General features: G+C 42.0%; 19 protein-coding genes, 1 tRNA gene and 1 pseudogene. 17 read left to right on the top strand and 4 right to left on the bottom strand.

Going from position 1 to position 23,014, the window contains the following annotated elements; translation table 11 throughout:
* Positions 1 to 219, top strand: a 219-nt coding sequence (locus V7K97_RS07225; protein ID WP_334800121.1) for a hypothetical protein, incomplete at its 5' end; no start/stop codon positions are given.
* Positions 220 to 226: 7 nt separating this feature from the next.
* Here the strand turns inward: V7K97_RS07225 and V7K97_RS07230 are convergent.
* Positions 227 to 1,510: a DHH family phosphoesterase gene (locus V7K97_RS07230; protein ID WP_334800122.1), complete on the bottom strand. Its 1,284-nt coding sequence runs from the start codon at positions 1,508 to 1,510 to the stop codon at positions 227 to 229.
* Between the two features lie 363 nt (positions 1,511 to 1,873).
* On the opposite strand from V7K97_RS07230, the gene V7K97_RS07235 reads away from it, so the two are divergent.
* A complete protein-coding gene (locus V7K97_RS07235) occupies positions 1,874 to 2,035 on the top strand; it encodes a hypothetical protein (protein ID WP_334800123.1) in 162 nt (53 codons plus the stop codon).
* Positions 2,036 to 2,271: 236 nt separating this feature from the next.
* Here the strand turns inward: V7K97_RS07235 and V7K97_RS07240 are convergent, their stop codons facing one another.
* A complete protein-coding gene (locus V7K97_RS07240) occupies positions 2,272 to 2,769 on the bottom strand; it encodes an HNH endonuclease (protein WP_190890185.1) in 498 nt (165 codons plus the stop codon).
* Positions 2,770 to 3,478: 709 nt separating this feature from the next.
* On the opposite strand from V7K97_RS07240, the gene alr reads away from it, so the two are divergent.
* Both alr and V7K97_RS07250 read left to right on the top strand, forming a co-directional pair.
* Complete coding sequence (alr, locus tag V7K97_RS07245) at positions 3,479 to 4,666, top strand: alanine racemase (protein WP_334800125.1); 1,188 nt, start codon at positions 3,479 to 3,481, stop codon at positions 4,664 to 4,666.
* 183 nt (positions 4,667 to 4,849) lie between these two features.
* Positions 4,850 to 4,931 (top strand) — tRNA-Leu (locus V7K97_RS07250).
* A 118-nt stretch (positions 4,932 to 5,049) separates the two neighbouring features.
* Here the strand turns inward: V7K97_RS07250 and V7K97_RS07255 are convergent.
* Positions 5,050 to 5,241, bottom strand: a pseudogene (locus tag V7K97_RS07255) (element excision factor XisH family protein); the annotation flags it as partial.
* A gap of 994 nt (positions 5,242 to 6,235) precedes the next feature.
* Here V7K97_RS07255 and V7K97_RS07260 point away from each other — a divergent pair.
* The 8 genes from V7K97_RS07260 to V7K97_RS07295 all read left to right on the top strand — a co-directional run bounded on the left by V7K97_RS07260 (position 6,236) and on the right by V7K97_RS07295 (position 16,524).
* The gene (locus V7K97_RS07260) at positions 6,236 to 7,303 is read left to right on the top strand and encodes a response regulator (protein WP_334800128.1); all 1,068 of its coding nucleotides are present in this window, start codon (positions 6,236 to 6,238) and stop codon (positions 7,301 to 7,303) included.
* A 45-nt stretch (positions 7,304 to 7,348) separates the two neighbouring features.
* Entirely contained in the window at positions 7,349 to 7,759 is a 411-nt protein-coding gene (locus tag V7K97_RS07265; protein ID WP_334800129.1) for a four helix bundle protein, read from the top strand.
* Between the two features lie 55 nt (positions 7,760 to 7,814).
* The gene (locus tag V7K97_RS07270; protein ID WP_334800130.1) at positions 7,815 to 8,192 is read left to right on the top strand and encodes a response regulator transcription factor; all 378 of its coding nucleotides are present in this window, start codon (positions 7,815 to 7,817) and stop codon (positions 8,190 to 8,192) included.
* Positions 8,193 to 8,196: 4 nt separating this feature from the next.
* Positions 8,197 to 8,694 (top strand): chemotaxis protein CheW, encoded by a 498-nt coding sequence (locus tag V7K97_RS07275; protein WP_334800132.1) that lies wholly within the window; start codon positions 8,197 to 8,199, stop codon positions 8,692 to 8,694.
* A gap of 60 nt (positions 8,695 to 8,754) precedes the next feature.
* On the top strand, positions 8,755 to 11,595 hold the full coding sequence (locus tag V7K97_RS07280; protein ID WP_334800133.1) for a methyl-accepting chemotaxis protein: 2,841 nt from the start codon (positions 8,755 to 8,757) through the stop codon (positions 11,593 to 11,595).
* 149 nt (positions 11,596 to 11,744) lie between these two features.
* Positions 11,745 to 14,780: a hybrid sensor histidine kinase/response regulator gene (locus V7K97_RS07285; RefSeq protein ID WP_334800184.1), complete on the top strand. Its 3,036-nt coding sequence runs from the start codon at positions 11,745 to 11,747 to the stop codon at positions 14,778 to 14,780.
* A gap of 787 nt (positions 14,781 to 15,567) precedes the next feature.
* The gene (locus V7K97_RS31940) at positions 15,568 to 15,792 is read left to right on the top strand and encodes a hypothetical protein (protein ID WP_442936850.1); all 225 of its coding nucleotides are present in this window, start codon (positions 15,568 to 15,570) and stop codon (positions 15,790 to 15,792) included.
* 489 nt (positions 15,793 to 16,281) lie between these two features.
* Entirely contained in the window at positions 16,282 to 16,524 is a 243-nt protein-coding gene (locus V7K97_RS07295; protein ID WP_334800136.1) for a hypothetical protein, read from the top strand.
* Between the two features lie 140 nt (positions 16,525 to 16,664).
* On the opposite strand, the gene V7K97_RS07300 is transcribed toward V7K97_RS07295, so the two are convergent.
* On the bottom strand, positions 16,665 to 16,949 hold the full coding sequence (locus V7K97_RS07300; RefSeq protein ID WP_334800137.1) for a DUF427 domain-containing protein: 285 nt from the start codon (positions 16,947 to 16,949) through the stop codon (positions 16,665 to 16,667).
* Between the two features lie 930 nt (positions 16,950 to 17,879).
* Here V7K97_RS07300 and V7K97_RS07305 point away from each other — a divergent pair.
* The 5 genes from V7K97_RS07305 (at position 17,880) to V7K97_RS07325 (ending at position 22,999) form a co-directional block, all read left to right on the top strand.
* A complete protein-coding gene (locus V7K97_RS07305) occupies positions 17,880 to 18,305 on the top strand; it encodes a hypothetical protein (protein ID WP_334800139.1) in 426 nt (141 codons plus the stop codon).
* Between the two features lie 228 nt (positions 18,306 to 18,533).
* A complete protein-coding gene (locus tag V7K97_RS07310) occupies positions 18,534 to 19,073 on the top strand; it encodes a general stress protein (protein WP_334800141.1) in 540 nt (179 codons plus the stop codon).
* 436 nt (positions 19,074 to 19,509) lie between these two features.
* The gene (locus tag V7K97_RS07315; protein WP_334800142.1) at positions 19,510 to 19,887 is read left to right on the top strand and encodes a hypothetical protein; all 378 of its coding nucleotides are present in this window, start codon (positions 19,510 to 19,512) and stop codon (positions 19,885 to 19,887) included.
* 115 nt (positions 19,888 to 20,002) lie between these two features.
* Positions 20,003 to 21,535 carry a phytoene desaturase family protein gene (locus V7K97_RS07320; protein WP_334800143.1) on the top strand — a complete coding sequence of 511 codons (1,533 nt, stop codon included), beginning with the start codon at positions 20,003 to 20,005 and terminating at the stop codon, positions 21,533 to 21,535.
* Positions 21,536 to 21,724: 189 nt separating this feature from the next.
* Entirely contained in the window at positions 21,725 to 22,999 is a 1,275-nt protein-coding gene (locus tag V7K97_RS07325; protein ID WP_334800145.1) for an FAD-dependent oxidoreductase, read from the top strand.
* Positions 23,000 to 23,014: the final 15 nt, after the last annotated feature.

Below are 23,014 nucleotides of genomic sequence, written 5' to 3' on the forward strand. Positions count from 1 at the left end.
AAGCAATGGCGGTTGCTGTCAATTACATTACCGAAGATGATGCCCTCGGTTGGTTCAATCACTGTGGTCTATTTACCTGAAAATTGCTGTAACTTTGATTTAGTTCAGCATTCGTCAGAAAACCCAAATTACCGACTTTTATCAAAAATCGGTAAAGGATGCTATATGACCAAACACTTTGACTGCTGGATTAGTTACGAGTTCTCCGCGTCTCCTTGAGTCCCCTCTACTCCGACTGAATCGGGTTATCTCTAGGGTTAACTAACCTCAACAGTTTTTGCTTAATTTGAGCGTCGAATACTTCCCATTTCATTTTCGCATAAGCGGAATTTTCGTTGCTGCCTGATAAGAAGCCCATCGGAATTTCAAAGCCACCTGCGCTTGTTCTTCCACCGCCGAAAAAGCGCCCTGCACTATCTTGTCCAAAGGCTTCTTTGATGAATTCATCGGGGTCAAGGGTAAGTTTACTGGTTCTCAGGGAACCAATGACTATTTCTAGTTCTTCGTCTTCATCGTGAACGATACCGTAAACTACGGCAGTGTGGACGTTTTCTTCAGTAACGAGAAAATCAGCCGCTTGGGGGATGGCGTCACGGTCTTCGTAGCGTAAATAACCAACACCAGCAATGGAAAAGTTATTTTGGACGATGCGATTTTTTAGCGATCGCTCGATCACATCCATTACCCGCTTAGAACGGTTCGCCTGTAAAATGGCATTCAGCAATTGGGCGTCATAAAATCGGCTTAAGTACGCAGCTGCCATAAAGTCTTCTTCTTGCGCTTGCATTAACCGATTTGTATCCGATCGCAAGCCGTGCATCAAGGCAGTAGCACATTTGACGTGTTGATTTATGCTGCTATCTAATGCCAATAATCCTGTTTGCAGGTATTGAGTAAAAATTGTTGCCGTCGCTCTGACATAAGGACGGATATCCTCAAACTCTGAGTGAAGATCACCTTGGATACTGTGATGGTCGATGAGTACCACTAGGGGAATTCTCGCCTGCTGCACCGATGACAGTAGCTGCGAAGTGGTTCCCTGGTTATCAATTAATACAAAACCTTGATAACATGACAAATCTTTGGTTTTTAAGGTTTGCGGCGTCCAGCGTTGGATAGGTAAGTTAGTCAGCCTTACCAAGGCAATATTCTCTTGATGGCTCAATGCACCAGCATAAATGATTTCACATTTGATATCATATTGCTGGGCAATTAACTGGTAAGCCCAGGCACAGGAAAGGGCATCAGGGTCAGGAAAATCTTGCAGAATTACCAGTTGGCGATCGTGCCGGTGTGCCAGAAGGGTTTTTTGCAGTTCTTCTGACTTTTGTTGTGACAGAGAATTACCACGGTGACTGAGATATATCGGTCCGTCACCTACCGATGGCGGTAATGAAGGACTCTTAAATGTAACTTCTACTGGCGCTTTCTCGATTTCAGGTTCCTCTGGGTTTGGCTCTGTGGTCAATGACAAACTCTCAAACTGAGTAACGGAAGAATTCAAGTACATAGGGAACTTTTTTAAAGTGTAAGGCTCCTTTAATTCAGAAATACTACGAGCAGCAATTCACTGAATTTAGCCACATTATAGTGATCTTCGCAAAAATCTCAAGACTTTGCACTATACATCTAAGTATATTTTTTGTCAGTAAGGGCGCTTAACATCAACTAAATTCTACTAGAGGGCTACAGCAACGAAGTTTAGGTATCGGGCTGTATCTGGCAGAATCAACCTCTTTTAGGAGCTTTTTTATCTTCTGGAAATCGACTCAGGGGGGTTTTTATCTGACTTAGGGCATACTTTCTATCTTATACTTTGGGATTAGTCCTTGATATTTAAAATATTCTTCTTATACTTAATATTCTCATTATTATGACTATTGAGCAATTAACAATTATTTTTGATGACCAATGGGTGTTTCCTATCCCCTTTGAAAATTCTGATTATTTAGAGCGAAGCCTAATGGAAGAAGCCAAAAGGCAGGGAAGATCAGGAGCAAAGGGGGAAATCCCATGCACAAATGTAGAGGCTTAAGCGTTGACGCCCTCGCCTTCGTTGCAAGCCACCCGCCAATTTTTCAACACCCATAACTCAACCACATCTATATTCGAGAACCATAGGTTTTAAAAGTAGTGTGAGCATCTTGCTGCCTACTGGTAGCTGCGGGCTAGATGCCCGCACTACTCCAGGTTTTAAAATGGACGATGTTTAAAGTTATTGGCTTGTCCCAAAGAAATAGGGTATCTCTTCTTTCTCCTCCACTTTTTTGCTCAAAGACCAATAACATACTTTTGCCACTCTGTATGCAGTCCACTCTTAAGATGTTTGCTGACCTCGAAATAGAGGCTGCTATAAGGTTGGCGCGGGGGATGACGCAATGGCATGTGAGCTTCGTGGGGAGTCCGACTGCCTTTTTTGACGTTGCAACGGACACAAGCGGTAACAATGTTCTCCCAGCTATCGCCTCCGCCGCGCGATCGCGGTATTACATGGTCTAGTGTCAACTCATCCCCTGTGTAACCACAGTATTGACAGGCATGACCATCACGGTGCAATATATTTCGGCGAGTCAGAGGAATTTCTTTATAAGGAACACGCACGTAGTGACGCAACCGGATCACGGTCGGCAACGGGAAATCCGAGTACAGGAATTTACCGTTGTGTTCCACGTGTTCTGCTTTGCCCTTGATTAAAAGAACTACAGCACGACGCCAACTCGTTATATTGAGAGGTTCGTAAGAGGCGTTTAAGACTAAAACCTTCCCCATTTATCTGCGCTCAGGGTATTAGCTTTACATAAATATTAACACAAATACACCCTGCTAGGAAAATGATCAGAAATTATACTTTTGGGAGAATTCGGAAATTAAGTTAGGAGTAGAGACGCGATTAATCGCGTCTCTACAGGGGTTTGGAGTTTGGAAGTAAAATTCCTAACCTAGTGCAAAGAGTCTTACATAGACTAAGGCAATCGTGCAGCGTCTGGTAGAAAAGAACGTAGCGAAAAGTCGAGCCATAAGGGATTTCCAAGAAATAAATTATGCAAATAAACGAACCACAGAGGCGCAGAGAACACAGAGAGAGGAGAAATACAGAGGTTTTTGCGTCAGTTTTGGAATATTTTTTTCTTTGGAAGTCCCTAAGATTTACTCCTCTGACTTTTCACGGGATCTGGAAAACCTCACTTCTATTTCTCTCTTCCTTTAAGGAGAGAGACTTTGAATTCTCCCCCAACGCTAGTAGGGAAGGGGGCTGGGGGGTTAGGTTTCGCGTTAGCTTTTCCAGATAACGTGAAAAGTCAGATTTACTCCTAACTCATAATTCTTAACTTTTACTTTCGCGCCGCAAGATATTGTATCAATTCCAATATGAAGGTTAAACTTCCTATTTAACTATTTAATCTGATCTCGCTTTGAGGAGCGTGTATAGATAGATAACTTGAAAGTTTAGCTTTACGTGGGATAGGAGTCAGTACAAATGTTAAGTCGCAAAGAAATCCCTGGTATAGTTCCTAATCAGCAGTGCGATCCCTACGCGTGGTTTTCGCAACGAGCCTGGGTAGAAATTGATTTAGGGGCATTGTCGTACAATGTACAGCAATTGGTGGAGTTTTTATCGCCGCGTACCCAGTTGATGGCAGTAGTCAAAGCTGATGCTTATGGACATGGAGCCGTAACAGTCGCTCAAACCGTCATCCAATCGGGAGCTAGTTGGCTAGGAGTGGCTACAGTTCCCGAAGCTATTCAATTGCGAGAAGGCGGAATTGAAGCGCCCATCTTGATTTTAGGGGCAACTCATACACCAGAACAGATTCAGGCGATCGCACATTGGAAACTTCAGCCCACACTCTGTAGCCCTAAACAAGCTCTAGTATTTTCCGACACTCTAGAATCGATGGATTATGGTTCTCCAGTGCCCGTACACATCAAATTAGATACGGGAATGTCTAGATTGGGAACTAATTGGCAGCAAGCTGGTGAGTTTGTGCAATTAGTACAGCGTTTACCACATCTTGAGATTGCCAGCATTTATTCTCATTTGGCAACAGCAGATGATCCTGATACTACGGCAATGGAAGAACAGCATAGACGATTTGAGGAAGCGATCGCTCAAATCAAAGCAATGGGAATCGAGCCACCCTGCTTGCACTTGGCAAACTCAGCAGCTGCACTCACAGATCCAGCATTACACTATGACATTGTGCGAGTCGGTTTAGCCGTTTATGGACTTTACCCAGCAACCCATTTACAAAAGGCGATCGATCTCAAGCCGGTTTTGCAACTTAAAGCACGAGTCACCCAAGTTAAAACAATTGCCGCAGGAACAGCTGTTAGCTACGGCCATCAATTTATTGCCCCGCGTGAACTTCGCCTCGCCGTCGTGGGAATTGGCTATGCTGACGGTGTACCTCGCAGTCTTTCCAACAAAATGCAGGTGTTAATTCGCGGTCAGCGAGTGTCGCAAATTGGGACAATTACAATGGATCAGCTGATGCTAGATGTGAGTGCCATACCCAATATCCAAGAAGGAGAAGTAGTCACCTTGCTAGGTGAACAGGGAAAAGAACAAATTTCCGCAGACGATTGGGCAGAACAATTAAACACTATTTCTTGGGAAATTCTCTGCGGGTTCAAGCATCGTCTGCCTCGTGTTGCAGTCATGTAATTGGGCATTGGGCATCCCTTCTCTACGAGACGCGTAGCTTGCTTCCACGAAGTGGTACGGCTCCGCTCAGGGCAAGTGGGCATTGGGCATTGCAAGAAGACTTACTGCAACTTTTGCTCTGCTCCCTCATTCCCCATTGCCTATTGCTAAAAATAATTTCTTATGCTAATATAGTTAACTGATGCGGATGTGGCGAAATTGGCAGACGCGCTAGATTTAGGTTCTAGTTCCGAAAGGAGTGAAGGTTCAAGTCCTTTCATCCGCACTTTAGGTTTACGAAGATTGTATGAGCCAAGAGGCTCATACGCAAAAGCTGTAAATTAATTCATCCTCAATTATAAGCAGGAAAGTCAAGTATAGCTAGACTTTGCTAGGTAAAAAGGTTGTTGTCTGAGTTTTTTAATTTCCACCGCTATTTTTTGTCCCTCTCTCTCTGCTCCTAAAAGTTGCTCTGCTGCTAAATAAATCTCAAAATCTACATCATCCACATTGACTTCATAAGGGTTAGCCGTAATCTTCCAGCCGTCTTTTTCTAAAGCGTTTCTGACAATATTATGAAATCTATCTTTTGCCATAGTAGTTAACTATACTCAAGGAAGAATTAGGCTGGTTAATGGTAGATAATACAGAATATTCGCTTTAATTCGTATTTTAACTTAGGGTTAGTTTGGCAGTAACCTTCAAAGATGTGCAAGTGGTGTCTGGGTTGGGTTACGCCAACGCATTCATCAACAATTAAGCGAGTGCGACGCGATCCTCACATCTTGCACCTAGCCCTAGCGATTAGAAATCGCGGCTATACAAACTCTCGTCCGCCTACGCGGACTAACGCAAATCAAGGCTTTTCAACCTGCGGAGGCGGGTAAAGTCTCGTGTAGCCGCGACTTCTCCTGGTGCAAGATATAAGGATCGCATCCACCTATTTCCTTAAGCTGTCACTCAGCGGTGCCTGTGGTGGGCTACGCCAACGCACTCATCAACGTTTAAGAGAGAAGCGAAGCTTTTAAGCTTCGCGCATTTTAGACAACCAGAAAAATTCACCTGGAGACATCGGTTAATTTGACGCCCTTTTCTGGTATGCCTACAATCCCTTCTGAATTTTGGTATATTTTTGTCAAATAAATCAGTATTATCCCTGTAGTCATAACGGGATATTTAATGAAAAGTGGCTTCATATAGTTCTTATTTGGTGAAAGATTAGATTTTACTTACGTATAAATACAGAAGTCCAAAGATATTATTTTAAGAAAATCAGTATTATTCCTGTGGTCAGATTGGGGTTACTCAATGGAAAGTGGCTTCATCTAGTCTTGACATTTTTATGTCTTATTTCTCGAAAGATGTTGATAAATCTCAGTAACACTAAGTAAATTAATCACAATTTACGAATTTACTAAGATTTGCTCATCTGAAAATAACGCTACTGTCGTTGAGTTTCACCACAAACCTAGAAAAGGCTGATGTATTTTTAAGTACAAAGGTTTAATAAAATTTACTTAATTTCAATTGTGGAATAACTCTACACGAATTTAGCTTACATATATCGAATTTAGCTGAAGTAAAAGCAAAATGAGCACAACTCCTATAGGTAGCTACAGGTTGTTCCAGAAACTACATCCGCTATCTCTGTTGGCACAATTAACCAGTCGGCGTGCTACAGGGTGCTTGAGCATATTTACTGGAATAGTTTCTTGGTCAATTTATCTAGAGGACGGTAAACTTACTTATGCCTCCTATTCAGATAAACTGTTTGAACGGCTTGACAGTCACTTGCGACGCTTAAGCCAGCAAATTCCTGCTCTCAACAGCGCCACTCGCGTACAAATGCGGCTGATGTTTGAGACGAAGAATGAACATCAATCAATACCAAATGCGGATTACCAAGCTATTTGTTGGTTAGTAAATCAGGACTATATTACCTCTGTGCAAGCAGGAAGCCTGATAGACGAATTGGCAAAAGAAGTAATGGAATCATTTCTGTGTTTAAAAGAAGGTAGCTATGAATTTAGTGCAGAAAGCTCTTTGGATGAATTACCAAAGTTCTGTCGCCTAGACTTGCGGTTACTTGTTGAACATTGTCAAAAGCAGTTACGGAATCGGCAAAATATCCAGTCATCAATTCCGGCTGGTGGGGGTTCCCAAGTTTTGTCTACAACACAATCGTCTCAAGTTCAGCCACAACTGCAAATAAAACTTGGGCAAAAATTGCCGATACCAATCAATTTTGATCTTCCTGATAAGAATAAAACTACTCAGCTACCTGTAGGCAAAAAACTATATACAATTGCCTGCATTGATGATAGCCAAACAGTTTTGAATTCCATCAAACACTTTTTGGATGAAAACACATTTTCAGTGGTGATGATCAATGATCCAGTAAAAGCCTTAATGCAAATTCTGCGGAGTAAGCCCGATCTAATTTTGCTAGATGTTGAAATGCCAAGTTTAGATGGCTATGAGCTATGTTCCTTGTTACGAAAACATTCAGCTTTCAAAAATACACCGATCATTATGGTGACTGGGAGAACTGGATTTATCGACAGAGCAAAGGCTAAGATCGTCAGATCGTCAGGATATTTGACTAAGCCTTTTACACAATCAGAATTGCTAAAAATGGTTTTTAAGCATCTTGGTTGATTTAGGAGTCAGGAGTCAGAATTTAGGAGTCAGGAGTTAGAATAAATGAGACAGGCGGCGAAGATATTTCAAAAGTTGATAGTTTGGCAGAAAGCACATCAATTTATTTTATTATTTTACCCATTTACTGCTCACTTTCCTAAATCAGAAATATATGGGCTTACCTCTCAATTTAGACGGGCAGCAATTTCTGTACTAGCAAATATAGCAGTTCGCGGAGCGTCCCGTAGGGAAGGGTTTAAGAAAAAAGGATTAGCAGATAAAGGACGTTTTTTAAACATTGCACAAGGTTCTTTGGAAGAATGTCGTTATTATCTAATTGTTTCAAATGATTTGGAATATGGCGATACTTCGGGATTAAAACTTCAACTTGAGGAAGTTAGTAAGCTACTAACAAGCTATGCTAATTCCATTCTGTTAGCGGTAGCGGGGCGTTTAGCCCATTCTGATTCCTGACTCCTGAATTCTAATAACAAAATATATTTAATTTATTTTTTTAGGAGATTTAATAGTGAGCCTGACTTTGCTTGGCACAATTCTGATTGTAGAAGATTCTCCCAGCGAATTGGAATTGATGAGCCATTATCTGAAAGAGAGTGGTTACAACGTAATTAAAGCAAGTGGTGCAAAAGAGGGTTTAGAAAAAGCTCTGTTAGAAAAACCAGATGCAATCGTTACTGATGTAGTCATGCCAGAAATGAGTGGATTTGAATTGTGTCGTTCTCTGAGGAGAAATCCGATTACTGCAAAAGTGCCAATTGTGGTTTGTAGTTCCAAAAATCAAGAAATTGACCGTTTATGGGCGATGCGACAAGGTGCAGATGCCTATATAACTAAACCTTACACCCGTGAACTTCTCCTACGTACTATTAAATCAGTGGTAATTTGAATCAATGACTAGTACAAACATTATTCTTTCTTCAAAACCAACCCAAAATAATTTAGCAGATGGTTATCTGAAGTTTCAGCTAAATCAACAAACTACTGCTGTTTTATCAATGAGGCATACGCAAGAAGCAATTCTTGCACCTGTTGAATCTATCACCTCAATGCCTAATATGCCGCCCTGCATATTAGGATTGATGAATTGGCGGAGTCGGATAATTTGGGTAGTTGATTTGCCAAGAATGCTCAATTTAGAATCCCTCGATTATCGACCGCGACAGTATAATGTAATCGTTATCCAAGTAGAATCATTGGTGTTGGGCTTAGTTGTGCAAGAAATAAAAGGTACAACCAAGTTCATAGTTGATGAAATTCATTCTCCTATAGGACAAGTGGCATCCAGTTTAGTTCCTTATTTATGTGGGTGCGTTGTGCAACAGGAAGAAATATTACTGGTATTAGATGCACAGGCGATTGTGCAATCTTCTATTCTCCACAGTGATTAGAGTGTATTACTAAAAAAGATTTTTAGTGTTCTTATTCACATACTTAGGAGAACTAATTTTATGTTTAATAAAACCAACACGAATCAAGGTAGTGGCGCTCAAAATCGAGCATCATTGATTTCATCTCAAAAAGGTATTGGGAATGTAGTAAAGCTACCAACTAAGCTGACTACTGAAACTGCGAATAATTCTTCTTTGAATCAGGCTGTTGCCCATTTTACAAGGCTAGGATTGGTTAAGAAAGCGACTATTTTAGCGATCGCAATCGGGACAATACCAGTATTGGGCATCGGCGCGATCGCTTTTGGTTTTGCCAACAAGTCCATTACTAAGCAAATTACCCAGTCTCAACAAGCCGTAGCCACGGGCTTAAGTGATAAAGTTAACCGCTTCATGCTGGGGCGTTACGGAGATATTCAGGTAATATCAAGCTTGCCATTTTTGACAAGTCCCCAAGCTGGTATCACTACTCAGCAAAAGCAAGCAGCCCTAGATCGCTTTGTTGAAGCCTACAAAGCTTATGACAGTGTTGCTGTTTTTGATCGCCAAGGTAACTTAATTGTCCAATCCACAGGCGAACCCTTAGATAATCAAAAAGACCGTCCCTATTTTCAAGACGCTTTACAAAAAGATACTCCTGTAATTAGTAAACCGGAAGCAGCAAAAAATACTGGTGTAGTGAGTATTTATCTAGCTGCACCTCTGAAAGAGACAAGGACGGGTCAAACTATTGGCGTGGTACAAGCACGTATGCCCGTAAAATCTTTAGAGGAAGTAATCAAAAACTACGTAGCTAATGGACAACAATACCAGTTGCTTGATGCTTCGGGAACAGTTTTCTTGAGTCCTCAAAAGGAATTGTTGGGGAAAGAGGCAAAGGGAGAGTATTCTAGTTTACCGAAACTGCTTGTAGCGAAAAAGCTAGATAGTTTTATAGAAGTTCCCAAAACTCAGAAAAAACAAGAACTAGTTAGCTACGTACCAGCTAGTACCCTAGATGGTTTACCTGATTTAAACTGGCAAGTACTTTTATCTACAGATACCGCAACTGTATTTGAGCCGCAAAGACAATTATTGTGGATTATCGCCATTGGTACAGGACTGACAGCATTGATTGTCGGTGCGATCGCATCTCGGTTAGCTAAACTGACTACACAGCCAATTCTGAATGCAACTGCGGCATTAGCGAAACTAGGTCAAGGTAAATTCAATACCCGTGTGGAAATCGAAAGAGAAGACGAATTAGGGGTATTGAGTGCAAATATCAACCAGATGGCCGAACAATTGCAGGTTTTAGTTAAGGAACAAGAACTCGACGTTGAAGGGGCAAAATTATTAGCAGATATTACCCTACGGATTCGGAAAATTCTCAAAACTGAAGATATTTATCACGCAGCAGTCAAAGAAGTTCACCGAGCGCTCAAAACAGACCGGGTAATTATTTATAGTCTGAATCCAGATACTTGGGATGGCGTAGTCGTTGCGGAATCGGTAACTGATAATTGGCCGAAAATGCTCGGTGTGCAAATTAGCGATCGCTATTTTCGGGAACGTTATATAGAAACTTATCACGATGGACAGGTGCAAGCCATCGGCGGAGTCATTGCCGAAGGCATCGCCAATATTCATCAAGACCAAAACTTGAAAAATGCCGGTGGTTACATCCAATTTTTGGAAAAATTTGCTGTCAAAGGTAATTTGCTCGTACCGGTTTTTGCCCAAGAGCAACTTTTAGGCTTATTAATTGCTCATCATTGCGAAACACCTCGTGTTTGGCAACAGCCGGAAATTGACTTGTTTCAACAGATAGCAACTCAAGTCGGTTATGCCTTAGAACAAGCCAAGTTATTAGAAGAGATCGAACAAATCAGAAATGTTGCCGGTTCAGACGAAGAACGGCAAGATAAAGAAACATTGCAACAGCAACTTTTAGAACTGCTCAACGATGTCGAAGGTGCAGCCAGAGGTGACTTAACAGTGCGTGCAGACGTGACTGCTGGGGAAATCGGTACTGTTGCTGACTTTTTCAACTCCATTGTCGAAAGCCTGCGGGATATTGTTACCCAAGTTAAACAAACTGCTACCCAGGTGAATACTGCCATCGGCTCTAACGAAGGAGCCATCCGCCACCTAGCTGAGGAAGCACTTACACAAGCTGCTGAAATCAACCGCACCCTTGATGCTGTTGACCAAATGACCCAATCCATGCAAGCCGTAGCCGAAAGCGCCAAAAAAGCTGCATTTGTTGCCAACCACGCCGCCCACACCGCCACCAAGAGTGGACACGCGATGGATTTAACGGTACAAAATATCCTGTCTTTGCGGGAAACCGTTGGTGAAACTGCTAAAAAAGTGAAACGTTTGGGAGAATCTTCGCAACAAATTTCCCGCGTCGTGTCCTTGATTAACCAAATCGCTATTCAAACCAACTTACTTGCCATTAACGCCGGCATTGAAGCAGCGCGTGCAGGTGAAGAAGGCCAAGGTTTTGCCGTCGTTGCTGAAGAAGTAGGCGAATTAGCAGTTAGAAGTGCCGCAGCCACCCAAGAAATTGAAGAGATTGTTGAAAATATTCAACGAGAAACCAGTGAAGTAGTCCAAGCAATGGAAATCGGCACTACCCAAGTGCTGGAAGGTACTCGCATTGTCGAGGAGGCTAAACAAAGTCTGAGTGAAATTTTGGATGTATCGCGTCAAATTGACTCCTTAGTGCAGTCAATTTCTACTGCAACTGCATCTCAGGTAGAAACATCCCAAAGTGTCAGCCAATTGATGAAAGATATTGCTGCTGTATCACAACGCACCAGCGATTCTTCTCGCCAAGTTTCCGAATCTCTGCAACAAACTGTGGAGATTTCTCAGCAGTTGCAACAAACTGTGGAGACTTTCAAAGTTAGTTAAGTTTGTCATTTGTCTAAAACTAATGCCCAATGTCCAATGCTCAATGCCCACTTGCCCTGAGCGGAGCCGTACCACTTCGTGGAAGCAAGCTATGCGTAGCGTCTCGTAGAGAAGGGATGCCCAATGCCCAACGATTATTAACAAAAACCATGCAACAAGACAAAGAATTAGAAATCCAGATGCAATTTCTGGAAGAAGCAACTGATTACTTGAATACCTTAGAAGGGGTATTGCTGGAAATCGATACTAGTAACCGCATCGATTTGGATAAAATCAATGCTGCACTCCGCGCCACTCATTCTATTAAAGGTGGCGCGGGGATGATGGGATTTAGATCGTTAAGTGATTTAGCTCATCGTCTGGAAGATTCCTTTAAAGTTTTAAAAACTAAAAAAAATTCTTTAGAAATTGATACTCAGTTGCAAAGTTTATTGCTATCTGGAGTTGACTGGCTGCGTCAAATTGTAGAATTGCTTGCAGAAGGAAATGTTGTTGAAGATGCATGGTTAGCAACTTTTTGTTACCCAATTTTTGATGAGTTGCACGATCGCTTGGGCGACCCCGGACCGGAGGATGCCTCAACCATGCTATCCCCAGAAGATGGCCAAGATGTTATCCCCTTGCTATTTGCAACCGAAGTAGAAGAGTGTTTGCAGCGTCTAGAATCGATATTGGCAGATAGCGAACAGCCCGGTTTGCATGAAGAAGTTGTAATCATGGCAGCTGAATTGGGCGGTTTAGGGGAAATGCTTCAATTACCAGCTTTTAGCAAGCTTTGTGAGTCAGTAACGCAGCATTTGGAAACTGTTAGTAGCGATCGCATTCCCCAAATTGCTCAGTTAGCATTGCAAGCATGGCGGCGATCGCAAGCTTTGGTGTTGACAAATCAACTAGATAACTTGCCTACAGCAATTGACTTGAGTAGTTATACGCAATCTCCGCTACTATTATCAGCAGAAGTAATACCACAGCTTCTCCCTACAAATCCAACTGATACAGATATCCTCGATACATCTGTTTGGCAACCAGAAAATACTAGAGAAAATTGGACTAACGATCAAGCATTGGCACATCTGGGCGCAGGTATCGCCGCGAATTTTACCTTTGTGGATGCAGAATTTGCTGATGATGTAAATGCTGTCAATGTCACCGAACATAATACAATATTTGCTAGAGAAGATAATTCGACCGATGCCAAATTTAGCGAAGGCAAAGGAGAGCCAGTTACCGTTGCTAAAGAGCGGGAAAATCATGATAATAGCGTCCGAGTTCCTAGCAAACAACTAGAGCAAATTAATGATTTATGTGGTGAACTGATTGTTCAGCGAAATGGGTTAAACTCGCAACTAGAAAGATTACGCAAACTCGTTCGTAACCTCAACCAACGAGTCCAAGTTCTCGACCGAGAAAACCAGGACTTACGTGTAGCTTATGAAAAAATTTCTACTCAAGCTGCTGGGGTGCAACTGCAAGCTGAAAATGGCCACCAAATACAAGGTATAAACACGGAATTTGATGCCTTAGAAATGGATCGCTATAACGATTTAAACTTGCGATCGCAGGAAGTTATGGACACTATTGTTCAGGTACAGGAAGTCACAACAGATGTGCAACTTAGTGTAGATGATACAGACCATATTGCTCGGAAACTAAATAAAACATCCAAACAGTTACAGACCAAGCTCAATCACATCAGAATGCGGCCTCTGTCCGATTTAGTCGAACGTTTTCCTAGAGCTTTACGCGATTTAAATGTCGAGTATGGGAAAAATGTCCAGTTAAAAATTGAAGGTGGTAACACTTTAATTGAACGCAGCATTTTAGAAGCATTAAACGAACCTTTAATGCACCTGTTAAGGAATGCCTTCGATCATGGTATCGAAGACTCTACCACCCGCCACCTTCTGGGTAAACCAGAACAAGGATTAATTGAAATTACAGCGAGTCACCGCAGTAATCGCACCCTCATTACTATCCGTGATGATGGTTGGGGCATTTCTCTGGAGAAAATTCGCACCCGCGCCCTAGCTATGGGATTAGATGCTTCTCTACTGGCTAATGCTAGTGACGAAGAACTGTTATCACTGATTTTTGAAGCAGGTTTTAGCACCTCCGAACAAGTTACAGCATTATCAGGTCGCGGTGTCGGGATGGATGTGGTTCGTAACAACCTGAAACTAATTCGAGGAGATGTCAAGGTTGATACTGAGCCAGGAGTGGGTACTACTTTCACCCTATCAGTACCCTTTACACTTTCCGTTGCGCGAGTTCTGCTAGTAGAAATCAACAAGATCCTATTGGCATTTCCCACAGATGTCATTTCAGAAATATCTTTACTCCAGGATGAGCGAGTTTTCCAAATGGCAGGTAGTGAGGTTCTAAATTGGCAAGGAACCATGTTACCACTGATTCGCCTGACTCGTTATTTAGAGTTTAATTGCCTGCGTTATGATAGCCCAGAGTTGGAGACTCCGGCAGCAATTAATACTAATAGCGTGTTAGTAGTCAAAGGTAATAATCAGCCAGTAGCGATTCAAATAGATCGTTGTTGGGGTGAACAAGAAGTTGCTATCCGTCAAGTTGAGGGAAATATACCTTTACCTGAAGGCTTTAGTAACTGCACAATTCTCGGTGATGGTCGAGTAGTGCCACTAGTTAATGTCAATGAGTTGCTGTATTGGATTGCTACAAATCGTCAGACTCCCAAAGGCACTCAATTACCATCGGCAAGGTTAAAAACACCATTCCTGATATTTGATGAAAATAAAATATCAGCAGCATCCGTTAAACAGAAAGGCACAATTTTAATCGTAGATGACTCGATTAATGTTCGCCGCTTTTTAGCCTTAACCCTGGAAAAAGGAGGGTATCAAGTAGAGCAAGCTAAAGATGGTCAAGATGCCTTAGAAAAACTCCATAGTGGATTGAGAGTTGAGGCAGTAATTTGTGATATTGAAATGCCTCGCCTTGATGGTTATGGCTTTTTAGGTAAGGTAAATTCAGACGTTGATACAAAAAATATTCCAGTTGCGATGCTGACTTCTCGTAGCAGCAATAAACATCGACAACTAGCGATGCAACTGGGGGCGCGGGCTTATTTTTCTAAACCTTATAACGAGCAAGAATTACTCCAAACCCTAGAAGAAATAATTCATTCTGTGGCAGAAAAGGCAGCTTCTAATTGATAATTAGGTTTAATATATTTTTTGATGGTGCGTTGGCCAAAGGCTAACGCACAATTTTATAGCAATTTTAAACAAGAATGCGACAAACAGACCATTTGTAGAGACGCGATTCATCGCGTCTTTACCCCTGAATTTTCACGTTATGTGGAAAAACCAGGAAAAACCTAACCCCCTAACCCCCTTCCCTCATAGGGAAGGGGGAAAATTCAAAGTCTCTCTCCTAAAAGGAGAGAGATTTAGAGAGAGGTTTTTCAGATACCATGAAAAGTCAGGTCTTTACCCAAGGATGTGTTGCAATCATTAATTGAATTGGTATTAGTACCCTGGCGATTAGAAATCGCGGCTACACAGACAAAATCCGCGCAGGCGGGTTAAAAGACTGATTTATATCACAATACGCTTGGGTTTTTGAGACGCGATAAATCGCCGTCTCTACAATTGTTTTGTCTTATCTAAACTCGATTAATTTATATTACTAATAATCGCCTAGCTTTTTCGTGATACTATTTGTGTCAATTGAAGCAATTTCTACATCAACTCAATTTGTAGTGAATTTATGGTAACTGTAACACTGACAGCTGTTGCTACTGCGTAGGCGTAGCCCGTCGTAGACATCGCAACTACACTTTGGACTAAAGCTCAAGAGAAAATCGGCGAAAACATTGGTGGTGCTTTATGGACGGCTCCTGGTAAGTTAATCGGATTACTCCGCCAGAAGAATAAATCGCCATTACTCACCACTGCTGTTGAGGGAAATGAACCGCAGCGATTAGATTATGGTCAAGCAGTGCTGGAACTAAAAGCAGCAGCAGACCAAGACCCAGAAATTGCTCAAGCTGTTGTGGAAGCTTTAAGTGGTTATTGGCGATTGGATGGTGATTACTACGATTTAGCTTGGAAGTGCGCCCAGAATATGCCTTACCCCGATTTCTATCAAGCTTGGCATCAGCATAATGTTGCTACTCGTGCAATGGAAAGCTTAAAGAAAATCCTCTTCACAAGAATAATTTGAGTACTTTTGCAGCAGCAATGTTACAAATGAAGTTCCCATGATAACAACAGCTTGTCCACTCGTTACAAAGACAGACGCGGACTTTACGAATGTTTGTCTGTTAGCAACAACAGCTTAAGCATTTATTATAAATGGATACTCATTTGGTGCGATCGCTGTCTTATCCATAGCTAATGCTTGAAATTTACAACTATTTTCAGGTAAATAGACCACGCGGTAGGGGCACAGCATTGCTGTGCCCCTACGACAGATGTGGTTCAAATACATGAAAACTGCTGTAAGCTAACAAATTAAGCATTAATTATAATTGGGTACTCCAATATCGTATTTAGGTACTCCAATATCGTATTTAGGTACCTCAATGATAGTGACCAAAACAGTATTGATATCAATGTTAGTGAACTAAGGATAATTAATGATAGTAATGCAACGATTCTTGATAGCACCACCAACGGCGGCAATATCAGTATCTCTAGTGGTAATATTGTCTTGAGTACTAACGTAACGATTCCCGTCAGCACCACCAACGGCAATTCTGAGCAAATTAGCGGTGGTAGCAATAATGGAGGCAACATAATTGTTATAGCCAGTGACGTTATTTTACTGACAACAGTACCCGAACCAAGTGCGTTAGCAAAGCTCGCCGTAGGCATCGCTGGTAGTATACTTGCTGGTAGTCTGGGTTGGCTAGCGAAGAGAAATCTTGCAGCGTTTCGCAAGGCGAAGATATAATTACGTATTAAAATAAATCCGCAAATAGTTTAAGTAATTAGCCCGCGCAGACATAAGCCTGAGCGGGCTAATTATTTTATGGGCAATTAGTTGGACATAATATCAATTCCCTGAAACTAAAATACTTCCAGGAACCTGTATCAAGCCTCAACTTTTACACCTTTCCAAAATGCCACATAACCCTCAATATTCTTAGCTTTCTCCTTGGCGCTGGGATAATACCAAGCAGCATCTTTATTGATTTGCCCATCAACTTCGATACTGTAGTAACTGGCAACACCTTTCCAAGGACAAGTAGTGTGGGTGTTAGTTTCTGTGAAGTACTGTTTGTCAATGGTGTCAACAGGAAAATAATGGTTGCCTTCCACAACTACAGTATTATCACTCTCGGCTAAAACAGCACCATTCCAAATTGCTTTCGGCATAAATGACTTTCTAAATAAACTATACACATAACATTTTGACACTATCAGCTTATTTGTAGTGAATTTATTTTGAGAATGAAAAGCATTTGCTTCTATAGTAAAGATTATCTTTTGGACAATTGGTATTAAATAAAAGCCGAATCTATTTAAATCACGCTGTAGAAGTATAGTATTGATGCACTTCTACAGCGTTGTCTATTTAGCATTATACTAAAATTTACCCCTTTAGGGATCTTGCTAGGTGTAGCATCTTGTAGAGAGGACTCTAGTCCTAAAATCAGAGCTATAGCCGCTAACTACAAAATAATATTAATACTTATTATACCAATTTAATGTGAAGTTGCACATATCTTGATCCCCCTAAATCCCCCGATAAATTGGGGGACTTTGATAGATGTTTTTCCGGTTCCCCCCTTATTAAGGCAGGGCTGTTTCATTCGTTCAGATCAGAATTTTGTCAAGAGTATCAACCAGAAAATTTAGTGAGTTGGTAATCGAAAAATTACTGTTTCAATCGGTAAATTTAAGTGCGATCGCCTGGTTTTTGACCCAATTAGAGTGTTTAAAAACCTGATTTTTTTGACTGATACGCTTGTAAATTAAGGTCTTTTGGGGAATGAATCAGCCCTGCTTATTAAGGGGAGCGGGCGCGGTCTTCTCCCAAAGGGAGAGGCTAACGCCAAGGGGGTTTCCCCCATGAGCGACTGGCGTGGGTTAGGGGGGATCGAATTCTATGCAGCTTCATCAAAAATGCTTTAAATTGTGTATGAATTGTATAACTTCTACTAAAACGTTCAAAAGGTAGAGGTTATATTTGTCAAAATTTGTAACTATTAAGTGTGTGGTCAAAAAACTCAATCTGAGATTAAATCTCAACTTGAAACATAATATAGCCATATTTTAGAAATTGAACATAGTAGAGCAATTATCATGACTACTGCAATTGATAAGTTCACCAAAAATCTTCATGACAATTTAGAAGCGGTTGAAGATCGGGTAAAATCGCTGAGGGAAAGTATTCAATCTGCGCCGAAAAAAACTCAAATTGAGATTGAATCTCAACTTGATGAAGCGAAAACAAAGCTAGACGCTAAGAAACAAGAATTCGATGAGTACCGGGCAAAGTTCAAAGCTCAATTCGAGGAAAAAGAATCTGAAGTGAAGTCCCATGTCGAGGAATGGAAAACGGGTCGCAAAGCAAAGAAACTCGAACATCGGGCAGATAAAGCTGAAGATCATGCAGCTACGGCAACTTTCCTAGCGATCGCAACGCTCGAAGAGGCTGAAAAAGCAACCTTAGAAGCGATCGCTGCTAGACTAGATGCCGAATTCGCAGCAGTAACTACAAAGAAGTAAGACACGATTAAAATAATTCGTAATACTTCTCTACGAGAGGCTGCGCCAACGGCTACGCGGTTCCTAAGCGTAGTCGAAGGACAGTACAAGTTTGTAATTCGTAATTAAAGACTATTTCAGCCTCCAAATAAAACTCCGACTGCTTGTATAAGCACTAGGTAGAAACTCTTTTTAATTAGGAATTACGAATTATTGAATTAGCTTGACATATATAAAGGAGACAAATTCATGACATACACACATACGGTTGTTGCTCATTTCCCCTCCCATGCAGAAGCAGAAAGGGTTGTATTGGAGCTGCAAAAATCAGGCTTCGATATGCAAAAGCTCTCGATTATTGGCAAAGACTACCAAACCACTGAACATGTGCGCGGATTTCTCACCTGGAAAGATACGGCCAAAGCTGGAGCCGCAGGAGGTGGTTATTGGGGTAGCTTCGTCGGAGGTTTATTTGGCATTTTAGCTGGGGCTGGAGTGTTGTTTATTCCCGGAGTAGCCCCGATCATCATTGCTGGTCCTATTGCAGGAGTGTTGGCGGGTTGGTTAGAAGGAACGCTTGTTGGTGCTGCTGGTGCTGCTGCTATAGGAGGACTGGCGGGTGCGTTAGGAGGGTTAGGAATCCCGAAGCACGAGGTACTGAAGTACGAGACTCAAATCCAAGCAGGCGAGTTCATCATCCTGGTGACAGGTAGCAACGAGGATGTCACTCAGGCGAGGCAGATGCTAGACAGAATTAGTCATGGAATGAGCATTTCGATTCCTGTCTAAGGCTTTGAACTATTAATCTACCAAGATTAGACATATAGGAATCATATTTGATTTCTGAAAAAATCTCGGTAGTCTTGTAGTGGACTCTCTAGGCTAAAATGATTGCAAAAAAAATTGTCGGTTGGGGAGCTACTGCGTTGCGCGGGTTTCCCGCGTTGTAGCAAGTGGCGTTGGAGGCTTTGCCAAAGCCAACATCCTGATAATCAGTTGGGTTGCGCTCCGCTCCACCCAACAAAAGTCTACGTCTAATGCACTATTTTAGCCTAGACTACCAAGATTAGACATAGAAGTGAAAAAGAATTGTTTTGACGTAGCATTGCTACGTCTCTATAAGGATTCTGGATAACGCATATTTAATTTCTGAAGATATTTAAAGAAATGATCAGGCGATCGCAGCACAGGCAAATGTTACCAAAAAATTAATTTTACAACACCTATGAAAACATTACTGAAAATATCCGCGTTACTCCTTGCTCTGCCAATCAGTGTCTTAGCTAATTTTTCCTTACCTGCTTCTGCTGATTCTACTGCTGGCATCATCCTGAGTACGAAATGTCAGGGTGGCTACAACATCAATATTTGGCAGAATTATACTTCTGGTGAACTGCTCTATCGGGGGAACAATCCCAACGGGAATTTAAGTTTGGGCAAAGGAACTAAGCAAGCGACAGAAGGTGTTCGAGTGTATAAGTTTCGGAATAGAAATTATGAATATTGGGTGTGGGATGGCACCTTGGATAACCCGCAGTCTGGAACTTTAGAGGTGTATAAAAACAACCGGATCTTGATGCGGCAAGCTTGTAAGAAAAGTTGAATCTTTTAACGGGTATTGGAAGGTGCAACCAGACATCCGTTATGGCGCGACACAGAGAAATCAGAGTTTGAGAGATATTTTGCGTAAGTCCTATTATTGTTCGAGGAACTCTCTTATGAAACCGGATTACCTGATTGTCGGTAGTGGTTTATCAGCATTAGTCTTTGGCGCTTTGATGGCAAAGTCTGGCAAGACTGTGCAAATTCTCGAAGCCCATGAGCATCCCGGAGGCTTTGGGCATACGTTTACAATGGCTAAAAAGTATACGTTTAACGCTCAATTTCACTACGTCTGGGACTGCGGTGAAGGGCAAACCGTCAATCGGGTACTCAAAAAACTAGGGTTAGAGCAAGAAGTAACTTTTGAACGTTATGACTCGGAAGGCTTTGATCGCATGCGAATGCCAGAGCATAGTTTGGATATTCCCTCGGAGCCAGAGGAACTAATCCAGCGATTGTCTGATCTGTTTCCTGCTCATGGCGATCGCATTTGCCAATTTGTCAACGAAGTGGAAAAGACTGGTGAAGGTTTGAAAAAACTCTCTCCACCGCTCAAGCCAATTGAACTGCTCAAACATCTAAATGAGGCATTTTCTGCCGTCCAGTATCTCAACAGCACACTTCAGGATGTCTTTGACAAGTTCCAACTACCCCAAGATGCTCAAACTCTATTAGCCCTGCAATGGCCTGATTTTTTGCTGCCTCCAAATCAACTCTCCTTCTATGCTTGGGTGATATTGTTCCGAGGCTATCAAGCAGGTGCATTTTACCCAACCCAGCATTTTGAGCATGTGATTAATTCGTTGGTTAATGTCATCGAATCATTGGGAGGACAGGTGCTTCTCAACCATGAAGTTACGAATTTTAGAGTTACAGACAGAACGGTTACGGGAGTTCAAGCGATGGATCTCACCACCCATCAAACCCATGAATTTACAAGCGACACTGTAATTTGCAATATTGACCCCAAAAAAGCCGCCAAGATGATCGGGGAATCGCAGTTTTCTAAAAGTGTACGCCGAAAACTCAACTATGAATATTCGGCATCTAACTACATGGCTTATTGCGTCGTCAAAGATATCGACCTCCGAGAGTATGGATTTGGCAAGTGGAATCTTTTTCATACAGGGCATCACGATCTAAATGAAGCTTTCGCGCAGATGTACGATCGCAATGACTTTTCTAATCCTAGTTTTGCCATCACAACGCCCACTTTATTGACTACAGCAAGTCGAGATTGTCCAGAAGACTGCCAGATTGTGGAATTCCTCACCGTTGCTAATTACAACTACTTCCAGGAATTACGGGAGAGCGATCGCAAAGCTTACAACCAGAAAAAGCAAGAAATATTAGACTCCATCCTTGATGTTGTGGAAAAAAACTATGTACCGAACTTTAGAAAATACATGGTCTTCCATATCACGGGTAGCCCTACTACCAATGAGCGTTTTTGCTGGTGTCCCAATGGAAATTCCTACGGCTCCAGTCTGACACCGCGCAATATGGGTATGGGGCGGCTGAATCACGAAACCTCACTCAACCATTTCTATTTCTGCAATGCCTCATCTGGCTATCCGGGCTTTGCTGCCACATTTTGGACAGGCGCACTGCTGTATCAACGGTTATCAGGTGACGTGATTTTAGGCTAATACCAATTCTTTGTGAAGCTGCACCAAATTTTCTTTCTTTTTTTGTGTCCAACTCTTACGAGACGCTGCGCGAATGCGGTTCGTTTCCCATATAGTTTGGCGCATCTTCACACAGAATATAAGGCTAAACAGGCGATATCTACGACGGGCTACGCCTACGCAAATTATCTATTAATTAAGAGGTAAATCATGAGAATCGCGATCCTTGGGGGAGGAGCCAGTGGCATGGTGACAGCTTACCTGCTTGATAAACAGGGGCATCATGTGACTGTGTTTGAACGGCAACCTACTTTAGGTGGACATATTCGGACACTAAACAAGAACGTTCAGCCAAATCAATCCGATTGTCAGGAAATTTTGGAAAATGGAGTCTTGGAATTTCCGACTGTGTTTCACAACTTCATCGCCCTTATGGAAGAGTTAGGGGTGGAATTAGAACCTGTGAATATGGGTTCAGCGCTGTTTTTCAAAAATGGCAGCCACTTTCTATCGGGAGTCACAATCCAGAAGAACTTCACAGGTATTCGCCGCCTGATCGAATATTTACGTCTCGATACCCTCTATGCCCGTTCTGCTGGATTATGGCTAAGAATACAATTTGCTCACCAGCAAGATTTCTACAATCGGCCTTTGTCGCAATACTTGAAACGCGCCTGTACTCGCAATACTTGGCTAAAATTGCTAGTTATGTATAGCTATTCAATGCCGTTGGAACTGATTGATGATTTTCCGGCAGAATTGGCAATGCCTGTTTTACTCAACGATGTTGCAGTCAACTGGGTCAGGATTAAAGGCGGTGTGTATTCTTACATTGAAAAAATTCTGGCGCGATTCCAGGGTGAGGTTTTGCTGAATGCAGATATTGACCGGATTTTCAGAACCTCGGATGCTGTGAAAATTGTGCGAAGGACGGGTGAAATTCAGCAGTTTGATAAAGTCGTGTTTGCTACACCACCCGACCAAGTGATGGCGCTATTAGCAGATCCAACCGATGCCGAAATCAAACGATTTTCTGCTTGGAAAGCCAATTATGCGACTACCTTACTCCATACAGATAGTTCCATATACAACCCCTATAGCATTAAACAACCATCAGAATTCGATTTTTTTCAGGCAAAAAGCCGATGGGGTTATAACAGTTGCCTGAATCAGATTTGTGACATCTCATCGCCACCAAATTATTTTCTCTCGTTCCAACTAGAAGAGTTAATTGCTAGGGATAGGCTCATTCACATTCAAAAACATCACACCCCATTATATACCACTGAATCTTTTCAATACCGAGATGAAGTAGTTGCCACTAATGGCGAGAACAACACCTACCATGCAGGAGCCTATCTTGGTGATGGGTTGCATGAAGGAGCTATAACTTCTGCCTTTCGAGTCGCTCAACTGGTTGGGTTAAGCCAAGGCTCGATTGATATCACAAATCCTAAATCGGTACCACAATTTGTACAACATTGATCCATCAAATGTTTT

Source organism: Nostoc sp. (assembly GCF_036917815.1).
In the GTDB taxonomy this organism is placed as follows: Bacteria; Cyanobacteriota; Cyanobacteriia; order Cyanobacteriales; family Nostocaceae; genus Nostoc.